The 13,977-nt window shown below is 65.6% G+C and carries 13 protein-coding genes; 3 read left to right on the top strand and 10 right to left on the bottom strand.

What is annotated here, in order from left to right:
- The 7 genes from CH274_RS25145 to CH274_RS25115 form a co-directional block, all read right to left on the bottom strand.
- On the bottom strand, window positions 1–153 hold a 153-nt coding region (locus CH274_RS25145), incomplete at its 3' end, for a biotin carboxylase N-terminal domain-containing protein (RefSeq protein WP_141217283.1).
- Window positions 154–281: 128 nt separating this feature from the next.
- Entirely contained in the window at window positions 282–1,751 is a 1,470-nt protein-coding gene (locus CH274_RS25140) for a condensation domain-containing protein (RefSeq protein WP_094659270.1), read from the bottom strand.
- Window positions 1,752–1,880: 129 nt separating this feature from the next.
- Window positions 1,881–2,294: a SufE family protein gene (locus CH274_RS25135; protein WP_032397640.1), complete on the bottom strand. Its 414-nt coding sequence runs from the start codon at window positions 2,292–2,294 to the stop codon at window positions 1,881–1,883.
- Entirely contained in the window at window positions 2,291–3,187 is an 897-nt protein-coding gene (locus tag CH274_RS25130; RefSeq protein WP_032397641.1) for a sulfurtransferase, read from the bottom strand. The genes CH274_RS25135 and CH274_RS25130 overlap by 4 nt, the downstream gene beginning before the upstream one ends.
- 121 nt (window positions 3,188–3,308) lie before the next feature.
- The gene (locus CH274_RS25125) at window positions 3,309–4,682 is read right to left on the bottom strand and encodes a condensation domain-containing protein (protein WP_179275861.1); all 1,374 of its coding nucleotides are present in this window, start codon (window positions 4,680–4,682) and stop codon (window positions 3,309–3,311) included.
- Window positions 4,660–6,117, bottom strand: coding sequence for a condensation domain-containing protein (locus CH274_RS25120; RefSeq protein WP_094659268.1), 1,458 nt, complete (start codon window positions 6,115–6,117; stop codon window positions 4,660–4,662). Before CH274_RS25120 ends, CH274_RS25125 begins: the two co-directional genes overlap by 23 nt.
- A 46-nt stretch (window positions 6,118–6,163) precedes the next feature.
- Entirely contained in the window at window positions 6,164–7,612 is a 1,449-nt protein-coding gene (locus tag CH274_RS25115) for a condensation domain-containing protein (protein ID WP_094659267.1), read from the bottom strand.
- A gap of 592 nt (window positions 7,613–8,204) precedes the next feature.
- Here CH274_RS25115 and CH274_RS25110 point away from each other — a divergent pair.
- Complete coding sequence (locus CH274_RS25110; protein WP_094659266.1) at window positions 8,205–9,539, top strand: hypothetical protein; 1,335 nt, start codon at window positions 8,205–8,207, stop codon at window positions 9,537–9,539.
- Between the two features lie 5 nt (window positions 9,540–9,544).
- Here the strand turns inward: CH274_RS25110 and CH274_RS25105 are convergent, their stop codons facing one another.
- Window positions 9,545–10,810, bottom strand: coding sequence for a glycosyltransferase (locus CH274_RS25105; protein ID WP_256993690.1), 1,266 nt, complete (start codon window positions 10,808–10,810; stop codon window positions 9,545–9,547).
- 155 nt (window positions 10,811–10,965) lie between these two features.
- Between CH274_RS25105 and CH274_RS25100 the strand changes: the two genes are divergently transcribed.
- Together CH274_RS25100 and CH274_RS25095 are read left to right on the top strand one after the other, a co-directional pair.
- The gene (locus CH274_RS25100; RefSeq protein ID WP_094659264.1) at window positions 10,966–12,345 is read left to right on the top strand and encodes a hypothetical protein; all 1,380 of its coding nucleotides are present in this window, start codon (window positions 10,966–10,968) and stop codon (window positions 12,343–12,345) included.
- A gap of 114 nt (window positions 12,346–12,459) precedes the next feature.
- Window positions 12,460–12,903: a flavodoxin domain-containing protein gene (locus CH274_RS25095; protein ID WP_094631625.1), complete on the top strand. Its 444-nt coding sequence runs from the start codon at window positions 12,460–12,462 to the stop codon at window positions 12,901–12,903.
- A 48-nt stretch (window positions 12,904–12,951) separates the two neighbouring features.
- Here CH274_RS25095 and CH274_RS25090 read toward each other — a convergent pair whose 3' ends face one another.
- Together CH274_RS25090 and CH274_RS25085 are read right to left on the bottom strand one after the other, a co-directional pair.
- Window positions 12,952–13,620, bottom strand: coding sequence for a Maf family protein (locus tag CH274_RS25090; protein WP_256993689.1), 669 nt, complete (start codon window positions 13,618–13,620; stop codon window positions 12,952–12,954).
- A complete protein-coding gene (locus CH274_RS25085) occupies window positions 13,617–13,901 on the bottom strand; it encodes an acyl-CoA carboxylase subunit epsilon (protein ID WP_045195781.1) in 285 nt (94 codons plus the stop codon). Before CH274_RS25085 ends, CH274_RS25090 begins: the two co-directional genes overlap by 4 nt.
- Between the last annotated feature and the right edge of the window lie 76 nt (window positions 13,902–13,977).

Here is a 13,977-nt window from a genome sequence, read left to right as displayed (position 1 = left end):
CAACCGAACGAACGGGGCATCGGCATCGGGCTCGGCGTACACAGCGACACTGGCCAACCCGGCATCGGCGGCCGCCCGGATCACCCGCACCGCGATCTCGCCACGATTGGCGACAAGAACCTTGGTGATCTGAGCACTGGCATGGCTGGGCACTGAGCCTCCTACAGATGTGTTTCTCGCGTGCTTCGTTACGAACGTCACGTCGGAGTCTAAGCATCGGCACTGTCATCGCTGCAATCGGTCCGTACAGCTGCAGCGGATCGAGGACGCGTCGCAGCGAGCTACTGATTGGTAGCGATCTGACCGGTGTCGGTATGTCCGATATCGGACCGGCGGTGGTCCGGAAGAGGGAATCGCGCGGTCCCGGTGTCCGCCACATCGGTCAACAGCTTCCGGAAGGCACCGACGTACTCGTGCACCCGAGCGGTCGCCTGCTCGGTGTTGGGGTAGCGAGCCGCGATGTTGATTCCCTGCGGCGTGCGGTTGATCCAGATGTACACGTCGTGCTGGTACTGCTTGCTGCGCAGTGCTCTGGCGTTCCAGTCCGGCCAGTGCTCGGCAGCAGGCGCGAACCGTACGTCCATGAAGGAGACGACGAAACGCGGGCGGGCGGAGTAGCCCAGAGTGGTGAACACCCGATCGAGAGGAACGCGGGCGATCGGTTTGGTCTTCTTCACCTCGGCCGAGGCCGCCGCGACCACCGAACCGAACGAGTCGGCACCGGCGATGTCGAACGAGATGGGGCACAGTCCGACGAACCAGCCGAGTGCGGAGGCCCATTGGGGCTCGTCTCGGGTGTGCACCGGCGTTACCGTGCGGAAACGACTACCCCCGCCCAGTTCCGAGCCGGTGATGGCGAGTACCGCGAGCAATCCCGCGAACAGGCTGTGTCCTGTCTTGCGACACGCGACCGAGAACGAGTCGGCCTGCTCGGGGTCGAGCACCCACGCGGACAAACCGCCTTGCGGCAGATCGTCCGGACTCGGATCGCCGATGTCGAGGGGGAACGCCGGTAGTTCGCCGTCGCCGTCGACCAGGAAGTCTCGCCAGATCCTCACGGCGTCGTGCGAATGTTCGAGCTCAGCATTCCTTTCGCGTTCGGAGGAACCGAAGTCCAGGTAGCTGCCGGCCTCGAACAGGGCAGCAGGCGCACCGCCGAGTTCCTCTCCGTACAGAGCAGCGATCTCGTGCGCGACCAACACCGTGGACAAACCATCGATGATGGAGTGATCCGCTGCGAAGAAGACGGTGATCGGACGCGTCTCGTCCACCGGTTCGAGAGTCACGAAGGCGTAGGCGGGCCAGATCAACGGTGAGGTGAACTCGTCGAACAGATACTGCAGGTGCTCGAACACCTCGCTCGATTGCGCGCACCGTTCCTGCTCGACCTGCCAGATGTCGATGGCACCCTGCGCCGCGGTCACCCGCGTCATCTCGCCCGTCACCTCGTCGATCGACGCGCTCGACCGCATCGCCTCGTGCCGGTCGATCCAGTTCAGAACTGCCCGGCGGAACGCGGGTTTGTCCAGGGGGCCCGCGATCTCGAAGGCCGCGCCGAGCCATGATTCACGGCCGCGACGAGGACTGCTCAGGCTCGTACGAAGGTGCGCCTCGTGGACGTAGGACGTCGGCCTGGCGTCGGCGTGCCACCCTGCGGCCTCAGGAGTGCGGGCCTGCGGACCGACGCTGGGTATCCACTCGGTGAGCGTGCCCGCGGGAACCGCGTAGTCCGCCAACTCCGTGAACTCCATATCGGCAGCAACCAACCTTCGTCGTCAGCGTCGGGGGACTGGGCATCGATGCCCTGCCGCGGAGTCTAACGACGACCCGTTGTATCGATCAAGACGACGGCGCGCCACCGCGCCGTCGCCGGTCGACCGTCAGCGAAGGTGACGCTTGATCCGCGCCAGCATCGCCGACATGCCGCGCAGTCGGAGCGGGCTGACCGCGTCGCTCAGCCCGAGCGCCGAGTAGAAATCGTCGGGTACGTCGAGGATCTCCTGCGAGCCGAGGCCGTCGAGTCCCTGCGCGAGGATCGAGGCGAACCCTCGCGTGGTCGGCGCTTCCGGCGGGGCGCTGAAGTACAGCCGGACTCGCTCGGGATCGGCGGCGTCCACCGACAGGAACAGCGGAGACTGGCATTCCGGCACCGGCTCCATCGCATCTTGAGCAAGGTGCTCCGGCAGCGGAGGAAGTTCACGACTGAACTCGAGCAGAAGCTGCAGCTTGTCCTGTCCCTCCACCGCGGCGAAGTCCTCGACGATCTCGGCCAGCGACTCCGGCAGGGCACTCATCGAGTGGCCGGAGCCGATCCGGGCTCCTCGCCCTTGGCGATCGGAACGCGGACGGCGTTGCCCCATTCGGTCCACGAGCCGTCGTAGTTGCGAACCGACTGGTATCCGAGCAGATGGGTCAACACGAACCACGTGTGGCTCGAACGCTCACCGATACGGCAGTACGCGATCACGTCGTCGGTCGCAGACGTGCCGGAGTAGATCTCGTCCAGTTCCGAACGAGAACGGAAGCGTCCGTCCGGTGCGGCTGCCTTGGCCCAGGGGATGCTCACGGCGGTGGGGATGTGACCTCCGCGCAATGCGCCTTCCTCGGGGTAGTCGGGCATGTGGGTGCGCTCGCCCGTGTACTCGGCGGGGGAGCGCACGTCGATCAACGGCACCGTTCCGAGCGAGCCGAGGACGTCGGAGGCGAACGCACGGATGGGCGCGTCGTCGCGTTCGATCACCGGATACTCGGTTGCGGGGAACTCGGGCACATCGAGGGTGGTGTCGCGGTTCTCCGACAACCAGGCGTCGCGGCCGCCGTCGAGCAGACGCACGTCCTGATGTCCGAACAGCGTGAAGACCCACAGTGCGTACGCGGCCCACCAGTTGCTCTTGTCGCCGTACACGACGATGGTGTCGTCCCGGGAAATACCCTTGCGGCTCATCAGCTTCGAGAACTGCTCGCCGTCGATGTAGTCGCGGGTGACCGGATCGTTGAGGTCGAGATGCCAATCGATCTTGACTGCGCCGGGAATGTGGCCGACGTCGTAGAGCAACACGTCCTCGTCGGATTCGACGACGCGAAGGCCGGGGGTGCCGAGATGAGCGGACAGCCATTCGGTCGATACGAGACGATCCGGATGCGCATAGTCGGCGAACGTTGCGGTGGAATCGGTTGGTACAGGCACGTATCGGCTCCTACGGAAGATATTCGGCTGGCGGCCCGCCCGGGGGTGAACGGTCTGCACTCTCGATCCTATGCGGAACATCTGTCGAGGGGCGGGAGTGGAGCCTGCGGAACGCAGTTTGTCAGGGTGTGAGGGCTGCGCTCTCGGGTTTCGCTGCGGAGGCCCGCATGAGTGCGATCAGTTCCGCGGTGAATGCAGTCATCACCGAGTGTGCCGTTGCGGTGTCGGGGAATCGTGATCGCAGTGCCAGGCCCGAAGCGGTGCGGGAGACCCAGAACTGTGCGTCGTCGGAGACCGTGGCATTGCTGATGTGGTGTGCGTCGGTTCGGTCGAAGCGCTCGTGTCCACCGATTCTGGTGTAGTCGATGTAGGACACCATGAACACGTCTCGACGCGACAGGGTGAAGGCGTCACCGAGGTTGTTCAGTACCTGGGGGATCGGAACTGTGCTCAGAGGTAGTGCCGCGCGAAACGCTGTGTGGGCCGCGGTGATCGTGTCGGCGAGATCTCGTTCGACCTCCACGGTCATGGGAGCGTTGGTGGTGAACCAGCCCAGTGCCCGCGAGAAGTGCTGCCGATGGCGGGTGTGCAACGGGAACAGGAATGGCACACGGTTCGGTCCGCCCGTGCCGGCGCAGGCCTGTGCGATCGCTGCGACGACCCCGGCGAACATTCCGGCTCCGGAACGGGCGCAGAGCTGCTCGAAGTCGGCGGTGTGCCGGGCATCGAGCAAGGGGGTGACAGTCGTTGCCTGAGGCGCTGTTTCACCCTCGGCGACGCCGAGGTCGAACGGGAAGCGCGGCGTGGTGCCCCCGCACTCGGTGAGGAAGGTCGACCACTGCACCATGCGCTCGTCCGTTGGATCGACGAGTGGCTGGGTTGCTTCGATGCGGCAGTATTCGACGAACCCACCGACGGGAGGCAGGTCTGTCTCCGGGTTCGACGGGCAGCGGCGGTAGGCGTCGTACAGGGTGTGGATCTCGTCGACGACGACGGCGATCGACATGGCGTCGACGTTGGTGTGGTCGAAAGCGCACAGGATCGTCGAGGTGTCCGGTCGGTCGATTCCGACGCAGGTGTACGACGGGAATCGTCGTGCATCGCAGTGCAGTTCGAGCGTGCTTCGGAGGTGATTCCGGAGCGTCGACGCCGAGGAGAAGGTGGTTCGAGTGGATTGCCTCATCTCCACCGAACCCGGTTCGTGGAGCGTCCGCTCGATTCCGTCCACCACGCGAACGAACGAACTGCGCAGGGTGTCGTGGCGGTCGATCAGGCGCTCGAAGGCCCACTCGAGCGCCCGGGTGTCGAGGTTGCCCTGCACTTCGAAGGCTCCGGCTATCCAGACGCGCTCGGCCTGCTCGAGATCGCCGAGGTGAAACCGCTGGTTGAACGACGGTGGGACCGGTGAGGGTTGCGGATTCCCGGTGACGACGGCGGTGAACTCGACGACCGTGCCCGCGCGTGGGGTGTACTCAGTGATCGAGGTGACCCGCACCGGCCGGCTCCTGAACGAGATCGTCGTGCGTGAGGCGGTAATCACCGTCGCGTGCAATGGCTTCGAGCACGTGGGCCAGATGATCGTGGTAGCGCTTCACCGCTGCGGCCGCAACGTCGGTGTCAGGGGTCTGGGCCACCAGATACAAGTGCTCACCGTCTCGGTTGATCCACATCGATGCGTTCGACGTCGAACCCTCGCCGGTGAAGTGCTCGGCGCGGGTGTCCGCGTCTCGTCCGACGCCAGGGAACCAGCGAAAGTCGATGTACGAGAGCATGTTCGGGCTCACGGCCAACTCGCTACCCAGAGTGCCGTCGGCGGCGAGAGCACCCAGTACGGCGTGCACCGGGGCCTCCGCGATCCGTTTGGCCTGCTCGAAGCCTCGGTGGGCCAGAACGGCGACGTCGGAGAACCTGTCGTTTCCTGCCACCTCGAACGAGACCGGAGCGAAATTGACGAACCACCCCTGGGATTGCCCGTAGTCACCGTGGTGCCGGGTACTGAGCACGGTGATCCCGAAGTAGTCGGTGGTTCCGGCCAATTCGAAGTCGGTGATCCCGACCGCAGCGAATATCCCGCTGCTCATGCGGGCTCCGGCGGCTTTGCACGCGGCGTCGAATGCAGCGGTCAGTTCTTTGTTCAACAGGTTGCGTTCGACGATGCGAACGGGAGCTTTCTCGCCAGGCGCGAGTCCGAGGTCGAGTGGGAACCGAGGCATGCGGCCGTCGTGCCGGGTGAAAATGTCTCGCCAAGCGGCGATTTCGGGAGAATCGGCCCCGAACGTCGCGGCCCGCGCCCGCTCGTCGGCGGCGTATTCCAGATGGCTACCTGCCTGCGCAGGGATCGGTGCGTCCGCACCGGTCTCGAGCGCGTACAGGTCCGCCAACTCGCTGATGACCAGGGCCTGCGAGCCACCGTCGGTGAACGCGTGGTCTGCGCCGTAGTACAGGGTGAAGCTGCCGGGCCTGGCCACCACGCCGACGACGAATCCCGGCCAGGAGTCCGCGGTCGCCTCGGACGAGAAGCGCCCCCGTACGTAGCGTTGGAATTCGTCGTCGTCCGTCGCTTCTCCGGCGTCGGTCACTTCGAACGCCGCGACCTCGGGTGGAGCGAGATGCCGAACGACGTCGTTTCCCTCGACCTCGAACCAGCATCGAAGACCCTCGTGTCGCAGCACGTAGGCGGCCAGTGCGCGGCTCATCGCGTCCGTGTCCACGTCACCGTCGATCTCGGTTGCCACCCCGGTGTACGCGGTGTGAACGTCGCCGCGTTCGCGGGCCGCCCACGCGGCCTTGAGATGGTCCTCCTGGAGAAACGAGGCCGGAGCCGAATCGACAGGTGCCGCTTCGGCACTCGCCCGGGCAGCCGACGTGGGGTGCCATTCGAGCAGCCGACCGGGAGCGGGATTCCACCTGCCCATAGCGGTGATGATCATCGTCGCTTCGTCCTCCTCGATACGGGCCGCGGGTTGATTCGATGGCTCACTCTGCGGCGACGGTCACCGACCGAGAGGCCGACGTGAGCACCGTATCGGTACCGCAGTCGGAGTCGATCACTGCCGTCAGCACTGCGACGAACTCGGTGATGAAGCGGTGGACGTTGGTGGACGCGACGTCCGAGCTGGGGAAGCGTGCGGAGATGTTGAGCCCTTGAAGCGTCCGGTTGACCCAGAAGTAGACCTCGTCGTCGGCGTGGCAGTTGCTTCGCAGAGCCCGACCCTTGCGGCCCTGCCACTGGTCGGCGTCCGGAAGGAACCGAAGGTCGATGTAGGACACCACGAATCGCGGAATTTCCGTCGACTCGAGGATCTGGGCGATCTTCGAGTACGGCATCCGTGCCAACCCCTTGTTGGCCGCGCCTGCAGTCGCCGCGGCCTCGATCGCCTCCCCGAACGTGCGAGCGTTGTCGAGCTCGATCTCCATGGGCAGGATTCCGACGTACCAGCCGACCGCTGCGGCCCACTTCTGTTCGTCTCTGGTGTGCATCGGCATCACGGTGCGCAACGTCGTGCGGCCGGACAGGCGAACGTTCGTCAGCGCCAGAGCAGCGAGGATCCCGGCCTGCATGTTGTACCCGGCGGCACGGCATGCGGCGTTGAAGGCATCGGATTTGTCGGCGGTCAGCAGCCAGGACGAAATACTGCTCTGCGCGGCCGGGCCGCTGCCGGTCGGCGACCGGTCGACCGACACCGGAAGGGGAAACGCAGGAAAGCGTCCGTCCTCTACGGCCAGGAAGTCCTGCCAGGTGCGTACGGCGCTGTGGTCACCGGTCAGCGTCTCGCCGAGAGTCCGCTCGGCCTGGCTGAAGTCGACATAGCTGCCGACTTCGGGCAATTCCGGGTCGACGCCCTCGAGAGCGTGTGCGTAGAGCCGGTCGATCTCGTTGATGGCGTAGATCTGGCTGTAGGCGTCCATCACCGAGTGGTCGGCGGCGAACGCGAGCAGGAACGACTCTCCGGGCCCGTCCGAGAGAGCGCGGGAGGCGTCGTCCGGTTCGATGGTGGCGAGGACGAAGTGCGGCCACGCCGTCGGAGACACAGTTTCGCCGAACCAGGAGTGCAGATGGCCGAAGACCTGAGTTTCGGTACGTGGTTCGGTGTGTGCCCTATCGGTCACCTGCACTGCATCCGTCGGTGCGGTGTAGCGCAGCCAGGAACCGGATTCCTCGTCGCGTCGAACCTTGGTGCGGAACGCCTCGTGACGACCCATGTACGCGGCGATGGTTGCCCGCACTGCCTCGACGTCGTAGCGGCGGTGGATCTCGAACACCGTGCCGATCCACGAGCCCGGCGCGCTGCGCTCGCAATGGTCCTGGTGCGTGAACGACAGCCCACGGGGGTCCGGTGCCCAACGGTCGTCGTCGACGCGGGGGACCCACTCGGTCAGACGACCGGCGGGGAGGGGGTAGTCGGCGAGTTCGGTGTATTCCATGGGAGTCCTCTTCCGTTCCGGGCTCGGTCGGCGGTGTGCGGCGTTGGTTCGGTATTGCACGTTGGATTACGGTCGAGTCGATCGTGTAAACCTGTCAGCGGTGTTCGTGCAGCCGACCGGTCGTTTATTCGATTGCTGTTCGATTGCTGCTTTCCGCGTTGAAAGAACAACTTCATTGCCGTCGACCCGAAGTGAGTTCAGAACACACGATAGGGCGAAAGCGAATTTATTTCGCGACGCGTAAAAGTAATACTTCTCACTGTCGGACGTCTTGACCCGCAGGTCTCCGATCGGCAGTCGGCGGGGTGTCCGATTGTCCTATCTTACGATCGAGTCACTGATTTTGCTGGTCAAGATGATGACAGTTCACAATCGCAGTGTGGCGCAGATTGTCCACCGGGTCAGAGAACGACCTGGGCCACTGAATGGCCCGAACATGGTGTGGAACACAATCGACCCCCCTTTTCCGTGCATATATTGCCGAATGTGAATGCATTGGTGATGGAAAATCGACACCACTGCCCCTGTTTCTCGGATGTAGTAGGTTCGGCGCGTGACTCGAATTGGATTTGCCGATCACCTATTCTTGCGAATGCATCACGGCATCGGATATCCCGTCTTCAACCAGTTCTTGTGGTGGTTCGACGAATCCGTTCAGCGGGCAGATCTGGAAAAACTACGGGGCAACCTGTCCGACGGTCTGCTCGCGCGCCGGGTGGTCACGTCGACGGTGCCGACGGCACGCGATCGATGGGTGCCCTCGACCGTCTCCCATTCACTGGATTTTCACCCACACGTCATCGAACCGACCGACGTTCTGGCGTGGGCCGACGACCGCCTGGACCGCGACATCGATCCCGAGACCGGTCTCGGGTGGCGACTGGCAGCGGCACCCTTGGCGAACGGAGGGACGGTGCTGTCGTTGGTCGCGTCGCACATGGTCGCCGATGGCGGTGCTCTGATCGCCGCGTTCGTTGCCGCCAACTCCGCGTCCGAGCAGCCTCGGTCGATAGCGGGCGCGGACGGCATCGCGGCGCTCGGCTCGGACCTACGAGATGCCGTGGAGCAGGTGCGGTCCGTCGCCGGCTGGTTGGTGAACACCGCTGCGTCAGCACTTCCGAGCTCCGCCCGATCCGGTGAGGACGCTGCTGTCCCACCCTCGCAGCCACCCCGCTCGCAGCCGACTCGCTCGCAGCCGACTCGCTCGCAGCCGACCGCCGGAGTGGTGGACGAAGACTGGGTATCGCCTCGCGCGGTTGCGGAGGTGGATGCGACTGCCTGGAGAGCAACCGCCGAGCGATGGGGTGGCACGTCGAATTCCCTGTTCATCGCGGTCCTCACGGCAGCCTCCTGGCGGGCCGGGCGAGCCTCCATCGGAGACTCGCTGCAGTGGTCTCTGCCGGTCAGCGATCGCACCACCGACGACACCCGGTCCAACGCCACCAAGATCGTCAAGATCGAGGTGCCCGTCACCGATGCGGGCGACCGGGATCTGTCGACGATTCGGAAGACCAGCAAGGCGGCGTTCACTGCCTTCGCGGCCAGGCAGGCTGCAGGCCTGCCACCCGCGGGCATCTCGCAGGCCCTCGTGCAGATGCTGCCCGACGCGGTGGTCGCGCGTGTTCCGCAACCACGTGACGGTGCCGAAGGTCTGGCTTCGAACCTGGGCGTTCTGCCCGAGGTCTTCACCACGGTGGCCCGCGTTCGAGCTCGCGCCGTATCGGGCAGAGCGACCTTCGCAGGTGCCGACGCCGCGTTCGCGCGATCGCTGGACGGTGGCCTGACGGCGTGGGTGTGCGAGACGGACGAGAGCATCACCCTGACCGTCCACGCCATGGATCCGGATCGATTCGTCGACGACCGGGCACTGCGCGACCACGTGGCGGATGCGTTGGGTCGCTGGGAACTGACTGCGCGTTTCTGGTGACTGCGTCAGCGGCTCTGCGCTGCTGCCTCGGTGATGTCGGCAGCTGCGCTCACCGCGGTTGCGGTCGGAGCGACGGTCGCGGCGAGTCGGCGCGCCGCCTGCCTGGCTCGGTCGGTGGTGATGTCGATGATTCCCTGCTGCAGAACGGATTCGGTCAATGCCGAGAATTTCGTGCTGGTCCCGGCGCCGATCCGGCGCAGCGCGGCTCCCCAGAACGGCTGATCGGCGCTGAACCAGCAGACGAGCGTCGGAAGACCGGCCCGTGCCGTCGCAGCCGTCGTACCCGCGCCGCCGTGGTGGACCGCAGCCAGGCATCGCGGGAGAATGCTCGCATGATCGACCGACTCGACGATCATGATGTTCGAGTTCGACTGGGCCGCAGCAAGATCGGCACCGGTGAGATCGCTCCAGCCGGCACAGACGAGAGCGCGAACGCCCAGCCGTCCGGTCACGTTCTCGATCATGCGCACCAGTGCGGTGGGATCGGGCACGGGCATGCTGCCGAATCCGAAGTACACCGGCGCGGAACCTGCCTGCAGCCATTCCTCGAGCGCAGGATCGACGTCCGCGCGACCGCTGCTCAGCCCCAGGAATCCGACGAACGGCCGTTGCGGGCCCCACTGTTCGGCGAGTCCGGGAAACAGCGCCGACTCGTAGGCCTGAATCTCCACTCCGCCGTAGCGTTCGGATCGAACCGGCAACGAATGCCGCGTCGGGGCCAGGCCAAGGGAGACTCTCTGCGCGTTCTCGCGAGCCTTCATGGACTTCCAGCGCATCGACTCCGCCAGCACCCACATCGATCGGTTGACGTAGCCGGGCAACGCGGCTCCCGGGGTCACGGGCACGACGTCGTTGCGCCGAAGCGGGCAATAGTGCAGTGCCACAAAGGCATTTCCCGCAGACTCCGCCACGTTGAACGACATCTCCTGCCCCAGCGAACCGGTGACGATCGCGTGGCAACCCTGGGCCATCGACTCGAGTTCGGCTGTCATCCGGTCCCAGCCGTGATTGGCCAGTTCCGCGAGTGCCGCAATCTTGGTCCGCGGGTTGCGCGACTTGATGCGCACCCTGATCAACTCCGACTCCAACAGTTGCTGGGTGTCCGGCCCGAACGAGACCACGCTGACTCGTTCGCACTCAGCTGTTTTCGCTTGCGCGAAGTCCATCAGGTTCGGTGGTGCGCCGAACACCACGTCGTGTCCGCGATCGGCGAGTTCGACGCCGAGGGCAAGACCGGGCGTCACGTCACCGCGACTGCCGTTGAATGGCATCACGAACTTCATAGGGTCACTCGCAGTCGCGTCGGCGTGGAAAACGCCCTCAACCTACCAGTCCTGCCCGGCGCAGTCGGGTTGGGAAAACATATGGCGGGAAACACATTTGCGGCCCACCTGCGTCCGCGCTTGCGCAGCGATAGTCTCGCGTAGTGGAAAGACTGACCTACGACGACGACCTGTTCCTCCGCATGGAATGCGTTCTCGGGGTACCTGTGGTGAACCAGATCGTCTGGCGGTTCGACCGCGCCGTCGCACCGGACGCGCTCCGATCGATGTGGCGAATGCTCGCCGCAGGCCCCATCGATCGATCCGTTCGGCGGGCCCGGGTGCCCGGAGCCCGAGACAGCTGGACCGCAGCTCGTCGATCCGCCGATCCCGTGGTCATCGGATCACCGATCGCCCGCGCGGCTGTCGACAGGTGGATCGAGGACGAGGCCGCTGTGACATTGGACCCGATCGGGGGACCGGCGTGGCGTCTGTCGGCCACCTCGGTGGACGACGGCGGCACGGTCGTGTCCTTGGTCGGCTCGCACGTCGTCGGCGACGGCGGCGCCCTCACCTCGGCGGCAGCGGCCGCGCTGGCCGGGCACGCTGTGCCCGACGATTTCGCGCGCGTCGGTCTCGATGACCGTTCCGCGTCCGCGACGGCGATCTCGCGAGCCGATCTGTCCGATGGTCTCGGCCGTTTCGGTGCGGCGCTCTCGGGTGCGGCACGAGCGCTCGGCCGCACCGCGGCGGAGGCGGTGCGGGCACGGACCACGGCGTCCGCCACCCCGAGCACGGTCGTGCCGGACGGCTCCGGTGCGGATCGTCCGCGGGTGATCGTCGCACCTGCGGAGGGTGCGTGGACGCCGAGCACCGTCGTCGTCGATTGCCTGTCCTCCGAGTGGTCCGCTGCCGCGGCGAGCAAAGGCGGCAGTTCCAACAGTCTGCTGGTGGCGGTGGTGCTCGGCATCCTGACCGGGAGCGGCCGAGTCTCCACGCAGGACCGGGTGCGTGTCGCCCTCCCGGTCAGTACCAGGACTGCAGGAGATCGACGTGCCAACGCGACGTCCGGTGTCTCGATCCACGTCGACCCAGGAGCGGGGTACCTCGACGATCTCGGAGAGATTCGAGCAGCGAGCAAGCAGGCATTCAGAACCCAGGCCGATCACTCGGTCACGACGACATTCGAGCTCCTCAAGCCGCTGATGCAGTTGCTGCCCGACGCGATCGTGGCCAAACTCGCGGCGTCGGGCTCGGCACCGCTGTGCCTGTGCTCGAATCTCGGTGCCAGAGGTGTCGCACTGCGCGCCATCGGTGGTGTCGACGCCACCGCGGTGGCGATGAGGTCGATCACGCAGAACACCGACGTGGCCTTGCTGCGCCGCACCGGCGGTGGCGTCAGTGCCTGGTGGAACGAATCGGGAGAACGCGCGACCCTGTGCGTCACCGGGCTCGATCCGGACAGCTTTCCCAGCAAGGAACACCTGCGAGGGCTGGTGGAGGCGGAGTTCGATCGATGGGGTCTGACGCCCGAATTCTGGTGATCTCGAGACAAGTCACAACTGCGGGCGAGGACGGATTTTCGGCCGGATCGCCGGTGAGGCTATGCTTTCCGACTGTTCGAGTGTTCGGGCAGGTGTGAGAAAGGGGAGCGATCCATGGCAGTGGTCGTGTTGTTCGGGTCCGAGACCGGTACGGCCGAGGAGGTCGCCGACAAGATTGCGGACGTGCTCAGCGATCATGACGCCGAGGTGCGCGACATGCTCGAGTACGAGGTGTCCGATATCGACACCGACGACTTCCACGTGGTCATCTGCTCCACCTACGGAGACGGAGAGCTCCCCACCGGTGCAGAACCCTTCTTCGACGCACTCGTCGAGGATGCTCCCGACCTCGCGGGACTGCAGTTCGCGGTGTTCGGTCTCGGCGACCGGGTCTACGAGGACACCTTCAACCGCGGCGGCGAGATCATCGCAGAGAAGCTCACCGAGCTCGGCGGCAAGCAGGTCGGCACTCATGCTCGCCACGACAGCTCGTCGAACATCAGGCCCAAGACCATGGCCGAGGAGTGGGCTCGCGAACTGATCGACCTGCTGCCCTGACGGTGGCATTCGGCTTCGGCACCCCACCGGCAGGCGGGGCCGAAACGGTCAGGACGGGGTGCTGTCCCACAGGGCGGCCAGGGACGTACCCACCCGAGTGAGCAGGGTACGCACCAGCGGTAGGCCTATGCCGATCACCGACGACGGATCGCCCTCGATGCGGTCGACGAACCAGCCGCCGAGACCGTCCAGCGTGAACGCCCCCGCCACCGACAATGGTTCACCGGAGTCGATGTAGGCCTCGAGATCCACCGAGGACGGCGTCGCGAAATGCACGACGGTTCTACTGTGCGCTGCGGCCTGCGCCACCACCACGCCGTCGGTCACCCGGAGCACAGCGTGGCCGGTCAGCAATTCGCCGCTGTTGCCCGCCATGGACTGCCATCGGGCGCGCGCAACGTCGACCGAATGTGGCTTTCCGTGCAGTTCGCCGCCGATCGCCAACATCGAATCGCAACCGACGATCACCAGATCGTCGGTCGAATCCGCGAACGTCTCGGCTACCGCCGCAGCCTTGGCTCGGGCCAATTCCGTGACCACGGTTTCCGAAGACACCGACGGCCCGAGTGCATCGGTCAGCGCATCCTCGTCGACTCCCGACACCCGAACGATCGGCTCCATTCCGGCGGCGCGCAGCACCGACAGGCGCGCCGGCGACGCCGACGCCAGGACCAGACGAACAGGGCCCGGCGCAGCGTCGGAGGACCGGACCGTCACCGCGTGTGGCGTCCCGACGCGGCGTACGAATACGCCGACTGAGCCGCGAACCGGCGGTGCAGCAACACCGGCGAACCCCACAGCTCGCGGGGGCGAGAATCGCCCGTCGACTCCGATCCGCCTTGCGCAGCCGTCAGAACCGTCACCAGCGCGGCGAGTTCCTCGTCGCTCGGATTGCCCTTCACCACTCGAACGGCAGCAGGACTCGCAGAGACCACCTCGTCGGAATCGGCTGCGACGAGGTTCGCGTCGTTCGCTGCGTCGTCGTTCGTTTCGCTCATAGTGGGATGTTTCCGTGTTTCTTGGGTGGGAGGGTGACTTGTTTGCGTTCGAGTAGTCGTAGTGCGGTGACGATCT

This window comes from Rhodococcus sp. 06-418-5, assembly GCF_002258285.1.
Lineage (GTDB): Bacteria > Actinomycetota > Actinomycetes > Mycobacteriales > Mycobacteriaceae > Rhodococcoides.
The sequence above is the reverse complement of the archived record's forward strand: the minus strand, read 5'-3'. Positions and strand labels throughout refer to the sequence as shown.

What these genes read in the sequence shown, in the direction of transcription:
- CH274_RS25095 (WP_094631625.1), top strand. Translation starts at nt 12,460, where the DNA reads ATGGCAGTGGTCGTGTTGTTCGGGTCCGAGACCGGTACGGCCGAGGAG.
- CH274_RS25135 (WP_032397640.1), bottom strand. Translation starts at nt 2,294, where the DNA reads ATGAGTGCCCTGCCGGAGTCGCTGGCCGAGATCGTCGAGGACTTCGCC.
- CH274_RS25120 (WP_094659268.1), bottom strand. Translation starts at nt 6,117, where the DNA reads ATGATCATCACCGCTATGGGCAGGTGGAATCCCGCTCCCGGTCGGCTG.
- CH274_RS25085 (WP_045195781.1), bottom strand. Translation starts at nt 13,901, where the DNA reads ATGAGCGAAACGAACGACGACGCAGCGAACGACGCGAACCTCGTCGCA.
- CH274_RS25140 (WP_094659270.1), bottom strand. Translation starts at nt 1,751, where the DNA reads ATGGAGTTCACGGAGTTGGCGGACTACGCGGTTCCCGCGGGCACGCTC.
- CH274_RS25110 (WP_094659266.1), top strand. Translation starts at nt 8,205, where the DNA reads ATGCATCACGGCATCGGATATCCCGTCTTCAACCAGTTCTTGTGGTGG.
- CH274_RS25115 (WP_094659267.1), bottom strand. Translation starts at nt 7,612, where the DNA reads ATGGAATACACCGAACTCGCCGACTACCCCCTCCCCGCCGGTCGTCTG.
- CH274_RS25105 (WP_256993690.1), bottom strand. Translation starts at nt 10,810, where the DNA reads ATGCCATTCAACGGCAGTCGCGGTGACGTGACGCCCGGTCTTGCCCTC.